10 protein-coding genes are annotated in these 15383 nt (G+C 71.7%); 5 read left to right on the plus strand and 5 right to left on the minus strand.

Annotation, left to right across the window (positions count from 1 at the left end):
- Positions 1-92: 92 nt before the first annotated feature.
- The 3 genes from metX to E5S66_RS04015 are packed head-to-tail and all read left to right on the plus strand — an operon-like array spanning position 93 to position 3498.
- Positions 93-1148, plus strand: coding sequence for a homoserine O-succinyltransferase MetX (gene metX / locus E5S66_RS04005; RefSeq protein WP_425472160.1), 1056 nt, complete (start codon positions 93-95; stop codon positions 1146-1148).
- Positions 1145-2356, plus strand: a complete 1212-nt coding sequence (locus E5S66_RS04010) for an O-succinylhomoserine (thiol)-lyase (RefSeq protein WP_138347680.1) — start codon at positions 1145-1147, stop codon at positions 2354-2356. The genes metX and E5S66_RS04010 overlap by 4 nt, the downstream gene beginning before the upstream one ends.
- Positions 2353-3498 carry a homoserine dehydrogenase family protein gene (locus E5S66_RS04015; RefSeq protein ID WP_246037122.1) on the plus strand — a complete coding sequence of 382 codons (1146 nt, stop codon included), beginning with the start codon at positions 2353-2355 and terminating at the stop codon, positions 3496-3498. The genes E5S66_RS04010 and E5S66_RS04015 overlap by 4 nt, the downstream gene beginning before the upstream one ends.
- Here E5S66_RS04015 and E5S66_RS04020 read toward each other — a convergent pair.
- The 3 genes from E5S66_RS04020 to E5S66_RS04030 all read right to left on the minus strand — a co-directional run bounded on the left by E5S66_RS04020 (position 3441) and on the right by E5S66_RS04030 (position 10226).
- The gene (locus tag E5S66_RS04020) at positions 3441-5624 is read right to left on the minus strand and encodes a putative bifunctional diguanylate cyclase/phosphodiesterase (RefSeq protein ID WP_171033464.1); all 2184 of its coding nucleotides are present in this window, start codon (positions 5622-5624) and stop codon (positions 3441-3443) included. The two genes, E5S66_RS04015 and E5S66_RS04020, sit on opposite strands and share 58 nt — an antisense overlap.
- A 4-nt stretch (positions 5625-5628) precedes the next feature.
- On the minus strand, positions 5629-8679 hold the full coding sequence (locus tag E5S66_RS04025) for a ligand-binding sensor domain-containing diguanylate cyclase (protein WP_138347684.1): 3051 nt from the start codon (positions 8677-8679) through the stop codon (positions 5629-5631).
- A 149-nt stretch (positions 8680-8828) separates the two neighbouring features.
- Entirely contained in the window at positions 8829-10226 is a 1398-nt protein-coding gene (locus E5S66_RS04030; RefSeq protein ID WP_138347686.1) for an L-serine ammonia-lyase, read from the minus strand.
- 73 nt (positions 10227-10299) lie between these two features.
- Here E5S66_RS04030 and E5S66_RS04035 point away from each other — a divergent pair, with 73 nt between their 5' ends.
- Positions 10300-10530, plus strand: a complete 231-nt coding sequence (locus E5S66_RS04035; protein ID WP_028839838.1) for a glutaredoxin family protein — start codon at positions 10300-10302, stop codon at positions 10528-10530.
- A 16-nt stretch (positions 10531-10546) separates the two neighbouring features.
- Here the strand turns inward: E5S66_RS04035 and E5S66_RS04040 are convergent, their stop codons facing one another.
- Positions 10547-11083, minus strand: coding sequence for a YceI family protein (locus E5S66_RS04040; protein ID WP_138347857.1), 537 nt, complete (start codon positions 11081-11083; stop codon positions 10547-10549).
- Positions 11084-11096: 13 nt separating this feature from the next.
- Positions 11097-11687, minus strand: coding sequence for a cytochrome b (locus tag E5S66_RS04045; RefSeq protein ID WP_138347688.1), 591 nt, complete (start codon positions 11685-11687; stop codon positions 11097-11099).
- A gap of 112 nt (positions 11688-11799) precedes the next feature.
- Between E5S66_RS04045 and E5S66_RS04050 the strand changes: the two genes are divergently transcribed.
- On the plus strand, positions 11800-15324 hold the full coding sequence (locus E5S66_RS04050; RefSeq protein ID WP_138347690.1) for a hybrid sensor histidine kinase/response regulator: 3525 nt from the start codon (positions 11800-11802) through the stop codon (positions 15322-15324).
- Positions 15325-15383 lie beyond the last annotated feature (59 nt).

A 15383-nucleotide genomic window follows, 5' to 3' on the forward strand; every position in this document is an offset into this window, starting at 1 on the left:
TCGCGACGCCGACGCGTTCGGCCTTCCCGCATCCCCGCGCGACTCCGATGGGCTGTCCATCGCCGGAGTCCGCCGTGAACCTTGCCGAATGCATCGCCCCGTCCCGCCACCCCCTCCCCCGGGCGGCGGAGCCGATGCCCGCGGTTCCGGCGGACACCGCCGATGCCCGCCGCGGCAGCGTGGACGCGGTGTTGGCCAGCCGCCATGCCGGCACCCGCAGGCTGCGCCTGGACTACGAACTGGTGGGTCCCGCCGGTGCGCCGGTGGTGTTCGTGGCCGGCGGCATTTCCGCGCATCGCCACGTCGCCGCCAATGCGCTGGACGCCGCCCCCGGCTGGGCCGAGGGCCTGCTGGGGGCCGGTCGCGCACTGGATCCGTCGCGGCTGCGCATCCTCGCCTTCGACTATGTCGGTGCCGACGGCAGCCTGGACGCGCCCATCGATACCGCCGACCAGGCCGATGCGGTGGCGCTGCTGCTGGACGCGCTGGGCATCGATGCGCTGGCCGGCTACGTCGGCTATTCCTACGGCGCGTTGGTGGGCCTGCAGCTGGCGGTGCGGCATGCCGCGCGGCTGCGCAAGCTGGTGGCGGTCAGTGGCGTGCATCGGCCGCATCCGTATGCCGCGGCATGGCGCGCGCTGCAGCGCAAGGCGGTGGCGCTGGGCCGGCTGCAGTGCGCCGACGAACAGGGCCTGTCGCTGGCCCGCCAGTTCGCGATGCTGAGCTACCGCACGCCGGAGGAATTCGCCGAGCGCTTCGACGCGCTGCCGCGGATCTGCAACGGCCAGGTGCGGGTGGCGGCGGAGGACTACCTCGACGCCGCCGGCGCGAAGTTCGTCGCCCGCGTCTCGCCCACCGCTTGGCTGCGGCTGTCCGAGTCCATCGACCTGCACCGCATCGATCCCGCGCAGGTGGGCGTGCCGGTGTCGGTGATCGCGGTCGAAGGCGACCGCTTGGTGCCGATGGCGGACGCGGTGGAGCTGATCGAAGGCCTCGGCGGCCGCGGCCGCCTGCGCGTGCTGCGCTCGCCCTACGGCCACGACGCCTTCCTCAAGGAAACCGACCGCATCGACGCGCTGCTGGCCAGCGAATTGTTCGGCCCCGCCACCCGCATTCCCCTTCACGCATCCACCGGAGTTTCCGCATGAGCACTGGCATCCCCGCCGCCGACAGCCGCGCCGCCACCCGCGCGGTGCGCGCCGGCATCGACCGCGATACCGCTTTCGGCGCGGTGACGCCGCCGCTGGTGCTGTCGTCGAACTTCAGCTTCGCCGGCTTCAACGACAAGCGCAGCTACGACTACACCCGCAGCGGCAACCCCACCCGCGACCTGCTGGGCGAGGCGCTGGCCGATCTGGAAGGTGGCGCGGGCGGCGTCATCACCGCCACCGGCATGGGCGCGATCACCCTGGTGCTGAACGCGCTGCTGCAGCCCGGCGACGTGCTGGTGGTGCCGCACGACTGCTACGGCGGCAGCTGGCGGCTGTTCAACGCGCTGGCGAAGAAGGGCGCGTTCGAGCTGCTTACCTGCAATCTCACCGACCCGCAGGCGGTGGCCGCGGCTCTGGCGCGCAAGCCCAGGCTGGTGTGGATCGAAACCCCCTCCAACCCGCTGCTTCGGATCACCGACCTGCGCGCGGTGATCGAGGCCGCGCACGCCGCCGGCGCGCTGGCGGTGGCCGACAACACCTTCCTGTCGCCGGCGCTGCAGCGGCCGATCGCCGACTTCGGCGCCGACGCGGTGGTGCATTCCACCACCAAGTACATCAACGGCCACAGCGACGTGGTCGGCGGCGCGGTGGTGGCGAAGCATGCGGCGATCCATGAACAGTTCGCGTGGTGGGCGAACGCGCTGGGCCTGACCGGCTCGCCGTTCGACAGCTTCCTGACCCTGCGCGGCCTGCGCACGCTGGACGCGCGCCTGCGCGTGCACCAGGAGAACACCCGCGCGCTGGTGGCGCTGCTGGATGGCCACCCGGCGGTGCGCGTCGTGCATTACCCGGGACTGGAAAGCCACCCCGGTCACGCCTTGGCGGCGCGGCAGCAGCATGGCTTCGGGGCGATGCTCAGCGTGGAGCTGGACGGCGGCGAGGCCGCCGTGCGCGGCTTCATCGATGGCCTGCGCTACTTCACCCTGGCCGAATCGCTGGGCGGGGTGGAGAGTCTGGTCGCGCACCCGGCCACCATGACCCACGCGGCGATGAGCGCCGAGGCGCGCGCCGCCGCCGGTATCGGTGATGGGCTGCTGCGGCTGTCGGTGGGCATCGAGCACGTCGACGACCTGCTGGCCGACCTGTCCGATGCACTGGTGCGCGCGCAGGCTGCGGGCGCGGACAAACGCCAGGCTGCACGGTGAGCGCGCGCATCGCGGCGCTGCGCACGGCGCAGGTCGCACCGGCGCGGCTGGCACTGCTGGGCACCGGTACTGTCGGCAGCGCGGTGTGGGCGCGGTTGGCCGGCTGGCAGGGCACCCCGCTGGGGCAGCGGTTGTCGCTGGTGCACGCGGCCAATTCGCGCTACGCGCTCGGCAATCCCGCCGGCATTCCCAGCGACGCCGGCGAATTGCTGCTGCAGCATGCGCCGCAGGCCAGTTCGCTGGCCGCGGTGGACGACGCGCTGGCGGGCACCGGCACCCGCATCGTCATCGACGCCACCGCCTCGGAAGCGGTGGCGGCGCAACATGCCCACTGGCTGGCGCGCGGCATCCACGTGGTCACCGCCTGCAAGCTGGGGCAAGGCACTGCGCTGTCGCGCTGGCGGGCGATCCAGGCCGCGCAGCGGGCGGGCGGCAGCCACTACGGCGACAGTGCCACGGTCGGCGCCGGGCTGCCGCTGCTGCGTTCGCTGCGTGCGCTGCAGGCCGGTGGCGACCGCATCCACGCGATCGCCGGGGTGCTGTCCGGTTCGCTGGCGTGGCTGTTCAACCACTACGACGGCAAGCAGCCGTTTTCCGGCTTCGTCCGGCAGGCGCGTGATGCCGGCTATACCGAGCCGGACCCGCGCGAAGACCTGTCCGGCGAGGACGTGCGGCGCAAGCTGCTGATCCTGGCGCGCGCGTCGGGCTTCCCGCTGGAGGCCGAGGCGGTGCGGGTGCAGTCGCTGGTGCCGCCGGCGCTGGCGGCGCTGCCGCGCGAGGCGCTGGATGCCGCGCTGCCGGCGCTGGACGCACCGCTGCGCGAGCGCTACGCCAGTGCCTACAAGGACGGCGCGAAGCTGCGCTTCGTCGCCCGTCTGGATGTCGACGGGCGCGCCACGGTGGGTCTGGAAGCCCTGCCTGCCGAGCACCCGCTGGTGGGTGGCGGCGGCACCGACAACCGGGTGGCGATCTGGTCCGACCGCTATCGCGAACAGCCACTGCTGATCCAGGGGCCCGGCGCCGGCGCGGCGGTGACCGCGGCGGCGCTGCTGGACGATGCGTTGGCGATCCAGGCCAGCACGGCTCAGCCGTTGGGCAGGCCGAAGAAATCGGCGATCGGCACCGGCCGCTGGAACACGTAACCCTGGGCGTAGTCGACCTGCAGCGCCTGCAGGCGGACCAGTTGTGCCTCGGTCTCCACCTGTTCGCCCACCGCGCGCATGTCCAGCAGGTGGGCGATCTCGGTGATCGAACGCACCACCGCTTCCGACAGCCGCGATTCCGCGAGGTCGCGGACGAAGCCGCCGTCGATCTTGAGGTAGTCCACCTGCAGGTCGCGCAGGTAGCCGAACGAACAGAAGCCCGTACCGAAGTCGTCCAGCGCGAACTGGCAGCCCAGCTCGCGCATGCGGGCAATGAACCGGCGGGTGCGGGTGAGGTCGCGGACCACGCTGGTTTCGGTGATTTCAAGACACAGCTGGCCCGGCCCCAGCGGGCTGTGGCGCAGGCGGCCGGCGGCGTAATCCGCGAACTCGTCGTCGGCCAGGGTGGCGGCGCCGAGGTTGATGTTGCATTGGCCGATCTGCGCCGCCGCGGCGCGGTGTGCATCCAGCCAGTCCAGCACCTCATCCAGCACGTGGCGGTCCAGGCGCGGGCCCAGCCGGTAACGCTCGGCCGCGGCGATCATGTCGGCCGGCGCGCGCAACCGGCCCTCGCCGTCGCGCCAGCGCAGCAGCACTTCGAAATGCGTCTGCACCGCACCGGGTGCGTGCAGGTTCACGATCGGCTGGCACCACAGCTCGAAGCGGCGCTGGTCCAGCGCTTCGCGCGCGTCCAGCGCATTGCGCATCATCCGACTGCGGCTGCGCAGGCTTTCGGCGTTCTGGCCGGCCACCAACAGGCGGTTTCCGCCCAGCTCCTTGGCCTCGTGGCAGGCGGTGTCCACTTGCGACAGCAGGTCGTCGAAGCTGGCGTGCGGCGGCAGGCTGGCGGCGATGCCGATGCTGGCGGTGGCGCGCAGGGTGCCGCCTTGCCAGACCACCCGCAGCTCTTCAATCGCGGCCAACAGGCGACGCCCGGCGACGGTGGCGGTGGCCACGTCCTGCGGTGCCAGGATGGTGAATTCGTCGCCGCTGCTGTGCGCCACCAGCGCATCGTTGTCGAAAGCGTCCCGCACCAGCGTTGCCACGTGTCGCAACGCCTCGTCGCCGGCGGCATGGCTGGCGGCATCGTTGACCAGCTTGAAGTTGTCCAGATCCACGTACAGCAGAGTTTGCGCCTCGGTCGAGCGCGCCAGCCGCGTGCGCGCCAGATCTTCGAAGGCGTCGCGGTTGAGCAGGCCGGTCAGCGGGTCCATGGTGGCGCGCACGCGCAGCGCCTCCATGGTGTCGGCACGTTCGTTGTAGGACGCCACCAGCAGGATCGGCACAACCGAGTTCACCACCAGCGTGCCCATCATCAGCGCGGTATCGTGCAGCAGCTCCGGGCGATCGGTGCCGCCCAGGCCCAGACCCAACACCAACGCCAGCAGCAGGGTGACCAGCATGGTCGCACCGGCGGTGAACAGCGGCGGGTAGCGCGCCGCCGACCACAGCAGCAGGGCCAGCGGCAGGGTCGCGATCGACAGCGGATACAGGCTGCCGCGGCGCGCGATGGCAAACCCGACGGCCAGCGTCAGCAGCATCGCCGCGATCCAGGCCAGGCGCTCGCGGTGGCTGGCGCCGCTGGGCGCGGGCAGCCGCACCGGCAGGTTCCTCGCGAAGAACAGCAGCAAGAACGGGACGATGGCGGTGACGCCCAGCAGGTCGCCCAGCGTCCATTGCAGCAGCACCCGCGGCAGGTCCGCAGCCGGGGCCATGCCGGCGACCAGCATGCCGGCAGCGCCCACCAGCGCGCTGGCCGCCGACAGCAGGATGCCGCCGCGCAGCAGCAGGAAGCCGTCGGCGATGCGCAGCTGCAACCGCGACTGCCGGCTTGCCACGTAGGCGCAGGCAGCCACCGTGCCGATGTAGTTGCTGGCCAGCGAGAACGGCAGGAAGGTCGCGGGCACCGGTACCACCAGCAGGTGCACCAGCAGCTGAGCCAGCGGGATCACCAGCGCGTAGCGCAGCCCGTAGCGCAGCACCAGCGCATAGCCGATGCCGGCGGCGGGCCAGAACAGGGTCACGTCGGCGGGGGTGCGCAGGTACAGCACCGCGATCACCGCCCCGACGAAATACAGGCCGGTCAGCAGGGCGCCACGCAGCGATGTCGTGATGAGGTTCTGCATGGGCTCATCCCGGTTGCGGAGGTGGTGCGGCCGGCGCCGCTGCGGCGGTGGTACTCGCGGATGCGCCGAACAGTTCCAGCAGGCCGCTGTCGAGCAGCTGGCGCGGATTGTCGCGATAGCCAGAAACGTCTTCCGGCAGCCGCGCCTGCGGCAGCGGGCGATACCCCATCCAGCCATTGCGCCCGGAATTCTTGACCGCGTACATCGCCCGGTCGGCCAGGGTGACCAGCTGTTCCCAGCCCAGCAGGTCCGGGTGGTCGCGGAACAGCGGGCATTCGACCAAGCCGACGGATACCGTTAGCCGATGCTCGGCGCCGTTGCCAAGGTCGAAGCGGTGCGCGGCAATGCGGGAGCACAGCCGCTCGCCGATGCTGGCCACGCTGCCGCGCGGCAGCGGCCGCAGCACCAGCAGGAATTCCTCGCCGCCCCAGCGCGCCACGTAGTCGCCGCTGCGCTTCAGCTCGCCCAGCAGCTGGCCCAGCTGTTCCAGCACGCGGTCGCCGGCGGCGTGGCCCCAGGTGTCGTTGATGACCTTGAAGTGGTCGACGTCGAGCAGCGCGATCACCAGCGCTTCGCGGCCCTCGCGATAGTCGGGATCGCGCTGGTAGAACGACAGGTCGACGGGGATCTGCTGGGTCAGGTAGCGGCGGTTGTGCAGGCCGGTGAGCGGGTCGGTGAAGCTGATTTCCTTCAGCCTGGCGTTGGCGGCCTGCAGGTCGCGGGTGCGCTCCTGCACCAGCTGCTCCAGCACCATCCGCTGGCGCGCGTAGCGGTGGCGCAGGCCGAGGTAGCCCAGCCAGACCAATCCCACCGCCAGCAATCCCGCCAGCACGCGGAAGGCCAGGGTTTCGTACAGGTGGGGCGGCACGGCCACGTCCAGGCGCGCGCTGCCGGCCAGCGGATCGGCGCGGCTGAAATCGGCCACTTCGAAACGGTACTCGCCCGGCGGCAGGTTGATGTAGCTGGCCGAGCGCAGCGACGGGTTGTCCAGTTCGCGCCAGCGCTGCTCGAAACCGACCAGCCGGTAGCGCAGCCGCGGCAACCGGGTCGGCTGGAATGCCGGCACGGTGAAGTCGAAGCGCAGGTCGCGCGCGTCCATCGGCAGGCGCAGTGCGTCCTGGCCGGCAGCGTAGGCGCGGCCCTGCGTCGCCACCGCTTCGATCCGCACCGGCCGCGGCGTGCCGGCTTCGGCGGTGGCCAGCTGCACCAGCAGCGCGCCGTCGCGGGTAGGCAGCCACAGCTGGCCGTCGCGCAGCAGGCCGCGGCCGTTGCCGGAACCGTTGCAGCATTTGTCCTGCTGGCCGCCGGGGCGGTCGAAGCCGGAGTTGATGACCAGCTGCGGGTCCAGCTGCAGGGCCGGCGACTGCAGCGCACGCTCAAGCTGCGCCAGCGGCAGCCGGTACACGCCCTGCATGCCGGCCACCCACAGGCTGCCGGCGTCCTCGGCGAGGTGGAAGGGGATGTTGATCGGCAGGCCGCGGCTGCTGCCGAAGGCGTGCCAGCGCTTGCCGTCGAACAGGTGCAGGCTGTCGCCGTTGCTGCTGCCCACCAGCCAGTGCCCGTTCGCCAGCTCGAGCAGGGCGGTGACGGCGATCTCGTCATCGAGCCCGGTCTGCCGACCCAGCGCGAGGATCCGGCCGTCGCGCCATTCGTAAAGGCCACGGGTGGAGCCCACCAGCAGGCGGCCGTCGCGGGTTTCGTGGACGATGCGGATGCGGGCGTCGGCCAGTCCTTCGGTCGGGCCGTAGCGGAGCAGCCGATGGTCGCGGCCGAGCATGAACAGCCCGTCGCTGCTGGCGAACCACAGCCGACCGCCGCGATCGCGGACGATGCCGTTGATCTGCAGGTTGCGCAGCGGCGCCAGCACCGCCGGCTGCTCCAGCCGGCCGTCGCGCAGCACGGCCGCACCGGCGCGGGTGCCGATCCAGACCTGGCCGGCTTCCGCCAGCAGGCTGTAGGCCTCCGGATGCGGCAGCCGCGCGCCGGCCACCGCCTGCTGGATGCGGCCGTTTCGCCAGACTTCCACGCCGTTGACGGTGCCCAGCCAGACGCTGCCGTCGGGTGCCCCGGAAATCGCCCACAGCAGCGGGTTGGCGAGGCCAACGGCATGGTCCAGGCGGCGGGTATAGCCATTCCAGACCCGCGCCACGCCCTCGGTCTGGCTGCCCAGCCACAGGTTGCCGTCGTGGTCCTCGTAGATCGCGCGGATGGCGATGCTGCCGCGGCTGTCCTGGATGCGTTCGATCGGTTGGCCGCCGCGCCACCGCTCCAGATACTGCGAGGTCGCGATCCACAGGTTGTCGTCGCGGTCGCTGGCCATCGCCTCGATGGTCGGCGCGTTGCCCGTGCCCGCGCCGAGGAAGACGCCGTGCTGCAAGCGGAACAGGCCGCGGTTGCCGCCCGCCCAGATGCGGCCGTGGTGCCAGGCCAGCGCGGTGACCGGGCTGCCTGCCGCTGCCGGCAGCGGGATGGCCTCGGTCGTGCCCGGACGGATCCGGTAGACCCGCCCGGCGCCGCCGGCCCACAGTCCGTCGGGGCGCACCAGCAGGCTCAAGGCCGGCTCGGGCAGGGCATGCAACAGGCGCAGGCGGCCACCCTCGGGGGTGTAGACGCCCTCCGCACCTGCCACCAGTACGCGGCCGTCGGTCATCGCCAGCGCCCGTACCGGGAAGGCCAGCGCCGGCTTGCCGTCGGCATCCGCCGGCAGCACCCGCCGGAAACGCCCGTCCTCCAGCACCAGCAGGCCCAGCGTGGTGCCGATCCACAGCCGCCGCTGGCGGTCGGCCAGCAGCGCCTGGATGTTGCTGTTCACGCCGAGGGTGTCGCGCGGGTTGTAGCGATGGAAGCGCACCCCGTCGAAGCGCGCCAGCCCGCCCTGGGTGCCGAACCACAGGTAGCCATCGGCGTCCTGGGTCATCGCCAGCACGCTGATCTGCGGCAGGCCCTGTTTCACGTCCCAGCTGTCGACGACGTAATCGCTGAACGGCTTGTCGGCTTCCAGCGCGCCAGCACTCAGCGGCGTGGCCAGCGTGAGCAAAAGCAGCCACGGCCGCAACAGGCGCTGGAAGGCCCGGCGGAGCGCGAAAGCATGACCTTTGGCGGATGGACAGCTGATCGAGATTTCCCCGTGGATCCCGTGCCAACGAGATTACCTTGAAACCGATAGCGGCCCGAGGGCTGAGGTCTTGATCTCCGTCCCAGCTTTCAACACTCGATGACGTTGACCGCGAGGCCTCCGCGGCTGGTTTCCTTGTACTTGTCCTGCATGTCGCGGCCGGTCTCGCGCATGGTCTTGATGACCTTGTCCAGCGACACCTTGTGCTGGCCGTCGCCGCGCAGGGCCATGCGGCTGGCGTTGATCGCCTTGACCGAGCCCATCGCGTTGCGCTCGATGCAGGGAATCTGCACCAGCCCGCCGATCGGGTCGCAGGTCAGGCCGAGGTTGTGTTCCATGCCGATCTCGGCGGCATTCTCGATCTGGCCGGGGCTGCCGCCCAGCGCCGCGGTGAGGCCGGCGGCGGCCATCGAGCAGGCCACGCCCACTTCGCCCTGGCAGCCCACTTCGGCGCCGCTGATCGAGGCGTTTTCCTTGTACAGGATGCCGATCGCGGCGGCGGTGAGCAGGAAGGTGAAGATGCCCTGCTCGCGCGCGGCGGCATCCTTCTCGCTGGCGCAGAAGCGCTCGTAGTAGTGCAGCACCGACGGCAGGATGCCGGCCGCGCCGTTGGTGGGCGCGGTGACCACCCGGCCGCCGGCGGCGTTTTCCTCGTTGACGGCGAGCGCGTAGAGGTTGACCCAGTCGAGCACGGTCAGCGGGTCGCGCATCGCCGCTTCCGGCTTCGAGGCCAGCTCGGCGTGCAGGGCCGGTGCACGGCGCACCACGTGCAGGCCGCCCGGCAGGGTGCCGCCGGCGCGCATGCCGCGCGCCACGCAGCTTTGCATCGCCTGCCAAAGCTCGCGCAGGCCCTCGCGGATTTCGTCCTCGCTGCGCCAGGCCTTTTCGTTCTCGAACATCATCTGGGCGATGCTCAGCCCGCTGCGTTCGCATTCGGCCAGCAGCTCGGCGCCGCTGTTGAACGGATGCGGCAGCGGCGTGGTGTCGGCGACGATGCGGTCCTCCGCGGCCTCGTCCTGGTTGACCACGAAGCCGCCGCCGACCGAGTAGTAGTCGCGGGTGGCCAGCTCGACGCCATCGGCATCGAAGGCGGAAAAACGCATGCCGTTGGTGTGGAAGGGCAGCTTCTGGCGCTTGTTCATCACCAGGTCGCGCTTCTCGTCGAAGGCGATCTCGTGCTGCCCGCCCAGGCGCAGGCGCTTGCTGGCGCGGATGCGCTCCAGCGCCGGCGGGATGATGTCGGGGTCGATCTGGTTCGGCCAGTGGCCTTCCAGCCCCATCAACACCGCCTTGTCGGTGCCGTGGCCGCGGCCGGTCAGTGCCAGCGAACCGAACACTTCGGCGCGGATCCGCGCGGTGCGCGCCAGCACGTCGTTCTCCTGCAGCCAGTGGCTGACGAAGCGCGCGGCGGCGCGCATCGGGCCAACGGTATGGGACGAGCTGGGACCGATGCCGATCTTGTAGAGGTCGAAGGTGGAAACGGCCATGTGCGTGGGGATTGCCGGACGGGGGGAGGTGGCTATTCTAGGCCGGCAATCACCGCACCAAGGACGCGAGCGTATGGCCCTGATCCTCTACCAGCGCGACCGCTGCCACCTGTGCGACCTGGCGCTGGAGGTGCTGGCGGTGGCGCGGATTCCGGAATTCGACACCGTGTTCGTCGACGACGACGAGGCGCTGGAAGCGCGCTACGGGCTGCGCGTGCCGGTGCTGTGCGACGACGACAGCGGCGCCGAGCTGGACTGGCCGTTCGACGCCGAGCGCGTGCGCGGCTTCTGCGCCGGCGCGTAGCGGGCCGGCTGCGCCATCACGGCGCGGGCTTCAGCAGCACCCGCGTACTCACCGCGATGGCGTTGGGGATCAGCCCGGTGTCGGCCCACTGCCCGCCGCCGACGCCGAAATCCAGCCGCTGCACCGCGGCGCGGCCGAACAGCACCGGGTTTTCGCCCTGCGTCCATTCGAAGGTCAGCGTCACCGGCTTGCTGGCGCCGCGCAGGGTGAGGGTGCCGTCGGCGGCGTAGCGGTTGCTGCCCAGCGCGCGGAACTTGGTGGCCACGTAGGTGGCCTGCGGGAACTTCGCCGCATCGAAGAACGAAGCGCCGCGCATCTCGCCGTCGTAATCGGCATTGCGGGTGGTGGCGGTGGCCATCGGGATGGTCACCTCCAGCCGCGATCCTTCCAGCTTGTGCGGGTCGAACGACAGCCTGGTGGAAAAGCCGGGGAAGCGACCGACGAACACCTCGCCCTGGTATTTGCCGGCGAACGCCAGGGTCGAGCCGGGCGCCTGCACGTAGTCGGCGGCGACGGCCGGGATGGACAGGGCCAGCAGCGCCGGCAGCAGCATCTTGTGCATCGGGTTACGCATCTGGATTCTCCGGTTTCGCGTGGGCGCCGGCGCGCAGCCAGCCGCGCGGCAACATGCGGGCAAGGGTGGCATCGCCCAGGAACAGGTGGTGGTGGAGGGCGGCGGCGGCATGCAGCACCACCAGCCCGGCCAGCGCCCAGAACAGCAACTCGTGGGTCTGTTCCGCCAGTTCGTGCAGGGCCTCGTCGCGGCCGGCCAGCGCCGGCAGGTTGAACACGCCGAACCATTGCAGCGGGAAGCCGGCGGCGGAGTTCAGCAGCCAGCCGCTCAGCGGCAATGCCAGCAGCAGCGCGTACAGCGCCAGGTGGGTCAGCGCGGCGATGCGCTCCTGCCAGCGCGGCGTGCCCGCCAGCGTCGCCGGTGCACCGGCGTACAGCCGCCACAGCAGCCGCAGCGCCACCAGCGCGAGGATGCTCAGGCCAATCGACTTGTGCAGCGCATAGGTGGCGATCTTGTCCGGGCCGTTGGGCATCTCGCCCATGGTCAGGCCCAGCCAGGCCATCGCCAGGATCAGGAGCGCGATTAGCCAGTGCAGCACCTTGCTCAGGGCGGGCCAATCGCTGCGCGGGGCGGTCTTGGGCATCGGGTTCTCGCCACGGTGTCGGATGGTGCGGGGATTCTAGGCGGCGGTTGGTCGTGCCGGCGTGCTTGCAAGTGCAACGTAGCGTTGCCAGCATCGGCGTCGGGGAGGGGACATGACGCATCGATTCCGGTTCGTGCTGCTGTTGTGGCTGGCCTGCGCCTGCGCGCTGGCAGGGGTGCCAGAGCGCCCGCGGTTCCGCGTGGCCGGCCCGGCGCAGGGCCTGCCTTCTTCGGAGATCAAGGCGCTGGCGCGCGATGCCGACGGTTATCTGTGGATCGGCACAGTTGACGGCCTGGCCCGCTTCGATGGCGTGGGCATGCGGGTCTGGCGCTACGCCCCGGATGCCGGCGGCGGCCTGCCGGGCAACCACGTGCAGGCGCTGCTGGTGGACGCGGCGGACCGGATCTGGGTGGCGGTGGAAGGCGAAGGCGTCAGCGTGCTCGATGCCAGCCGGCAGCGCTTCACCCATTACCGCAAGGCCACCCATCCGTCGCTGGTCAGCGACGACGTGTGGGCGCTGTCGCGGCAGGGCGACGCGGTCTGGCTGGGCACCTACGACGGCGGCCTGACCCGCATCGATGCCAGCGGGGCGATGCGGCATTTTTCCGCGGCGCGCGACGGGCTGCCGTCGGACACCATCCTGGCCCTGGCCACCGATGCCGACGGCGTGCTGTGGGTGGGCACCACCGCCGGCCTTGCCCGCCGTCGCGGTGACGGCGCGTTCGAGCGGGTGGCGCTGCCCGGCGCCGAAGGCGAGCCGATGGTGTACACGCTGGCCCAGCAGCCGGACGGGCTGTGGGTCGGCACTTCGGCCGGCGTCTGGCGGCATGCGCGCGGCAGTTGGGCGCAGCCGGCCTGGTCGCCGATGTTCCATCGCCCCAATGCGATGATGGCGCTTGCCACCGATCCGCGCGGCGACCGTTGGATCGGCAGCCAGCGCGGTCTGTGGCACCAGCGTGGCGATGCGCCGCCGGTGCCGGTGCCGCTGGGCGGTCCGGACATTCCGCGCGCGGTCAGCACGCTGTCGATCGAGCGCGACGGCGCACTGTGGGTGCCGCTGATGGGCCTGGGCCTGGGCTACCTGCGTTCGGACTGGCGCCAGTTGGCGGAATTCCACGGCGCTGCGGACGGCCTGCAGGGCGGGATCTACCGCGCGCTGGGCAAGGCTGGCGACGGCGGCGCCTGGCTGGGCGGGCTGGGTGGGGTGATCGAGCACATGGATGCCGACGGCGCCGTTGCCGCGCTGGGTGCCGACGCGCTGGAGCGGCTGCGCAACGTCAAGCTGGCGGCGATCGCCGAGGACGCAGCGCGGCGGCTGTGGGTGTCGCACCGCGGCGGGCTGATCCGGATCGGTACGGACGGCGCCATCGACGAGTGGACCGCCAGCGACGCGCAGGCCCCGGCGCCGTCCAGTCTGGTCACCCGGCTGTTGCCGGCCAGAGACGGCAGCCTGTGGCTGGCCGCGCCCGGCGCCGGCGTGCAGCAGCGCGATGCGGCCACCGGCGCGATCCTGCGCGACATGCCCGCAGGATCGGTTGGCGGGCTGGGCGATGCCGATATCGAGGACATGGCGCTGGCCCCGGCCGGCGAACCCTGGCTCGCGACGAGCACCGGCCTGCTGCGTTTCGATGCCGCCGGCAGGCGGTTCCAGCCGCAGCCGGGGTTGGGCAGCGAACGCGCGTTCGCGCTCGCCTTCGATGGAGCCAACAAGCTGTGGGTGCAGCGCCTGAGCGGGCTGGAGCGCTACCGGCTTGGCGCCGCCGGCTGGTCGCGGGTGGAGCGCATCGATGCGCGTTTCGGCATGCCGGCGGTGGCCGCGGCCGCGCTGCTGGTGGATGCCCGCGGCCGGGTCTGGATCACCACTTCGCGCGGGCTGTATCGCTGGGAGCCCACACGTCGCAATCTGCGCCGCATCGGCACCCGCGATGCGGGCGGCAGCGAGGAATACCTGGACCGCGCGGCGCTGCTGCGCGACGACGGCGTGCTGGTCGCGGCCACCGCCGACGGCGGCCTGCGGCTGGTCGAGACTGGCGCTGCCGATGCTGCCGCGCTGCGGCCGGTGTTGCGCTTCGACGGCATCGCGGTGCGCCGCGAGGGCGAGTGGCAGGCGCTGCCGCCGCTGCCCGGCGTGGTGCTGGGCAACGAGGATCGCGAGTTCCGGGTGCGCGCGCGCCTGCTGGCCTTCGATGATCCGGCCGGCAACCGCTACTGGTCGCGGCTGGACGGCTTCGACGGCAGCTGGGTGGCGCTGGGCGCCAGCGGCGAGCGCGTGTTCACCGGCCTGGCGCCCGGTCGCTACGTGCTGCGCATCCGCGGCCAGGACGCCGCCGGCAATGCCGCCGCCGAACAGCAGCTGGCGTTCGTGGTGTCGCCGCCGTGGTGGCGCAGCGGCTGGGCGCTGGCGGCGTGGGCGCTGGCGACACTGTCCTTGCTGGCTTGGCTGGCGCTGGCGTATCGCCAGCGCCTGAAGCGCCGCCACGCCTGGCAGCTGGCCGAGCACAAGCGCACGCTGGCCGAACAGGCGTCGCAGGCGAAGTCGCGCTTTCTCGCCACCCTCGGCCACGAGGTGCGCACGCCGATGACCGGCGTGCTGGGCATGGCCGAGCTGCTGCAGGGCACGCCGCTGGACACGCAGCAGCGCGGCCACGTCGAAGCCATCCGCCGCGCCGGCGAGCACCTGCTGCGGCTGGTCAACGACGCGCTGGACATGGCGCGCATCGAGGCCGGCAGGCTGGAGCTGGTGGACGCGCCATTCGCGCTGAAGCCGCTGCTTGGCGAGGTGGCCGGGCTGATGGCGCCGCTGGCCGAGCGCAAGGGGCTGGTGTTCGCCGAGCACGTCGATGCCGACGCGCCGCGCGCGCTGCAGGGCGACCGCACCCGCGTGCAGCAGATCCTGCTCAACCTGATCGGCAACGCGGTCAAGTTCACCGAAGCCGGGCACGTGTCGCTGGAGGTGTCTGCGCTGCAGCCGCAGGGCGTGCGCTTCGTGGTCGCAGACAGCGGCCCGGGGCTCAATCCGGAGCAGCGCGAGCGATTGTTCCGCCGCTTCGAACAGGCCGACGGCGCGCGCACTGCGGCGCGCTATGGCGGCAGCGGCCTGGGGCTGGCGATCTCGCAGGAACTGGCGGCAGCGATGGGTGGCCGCATCACGGTGGAAAGCGCGCCGGGGCAGGGAACGCGCTTCCTGGTGGAACTGCCGCTGTCGCCTGTGGCCAATGCACCAGGCGCTGCACCTTCGGCAATCCCGCTCGCCGGGGCGGCGTCGGTACCGACGCTGCAGCTGTTGCTGGTGGAGGACGACCCGATCGTGGCGCAGGCCATTGCCGGCCTGCTGCGCGCGCAGGGACACGTGGTGGCCCATGCCGGCCACGGTCTGGGCGCGCTGACGGAGGCGGCCACCCGCCGTTTCGATGCGGCGCTGCTGGATCTGGACCTGCCCGGCATGGACGGCTTGGCGCTGGCGCGCGCGCTGCGCGACCGCGGCTTCGCGGCACCATTGCTGGCGGTGACGGCGCGCTCCGACGGCGAGGCGGAAGCGCAGGCGCGCGCGGCCGGCTTCGATGGCTTCCTGCGCAAGCCGGTGACCGGGGAGATGCTGGGGCAGGCGTTGGAGACGCTGCTGGCGGCAGCGGTTTAGCGGGCTCGAGGTTGGCTTCGTTGTGGCAGCGCACCCGGCGCGACCGCGGCAGCGCAAGT

Source organism: Thermomonas fusca (genome assembly GCF_005862345.1).
In the GTDB taxonomy this organism is placed as follows: domain Bacteria; phylum Pseudomonadota; class Gammaproteobacteria; order Xanthomonadales; family Xanthomonadaceae; genus Thermomonas; species Thermomonas fusca.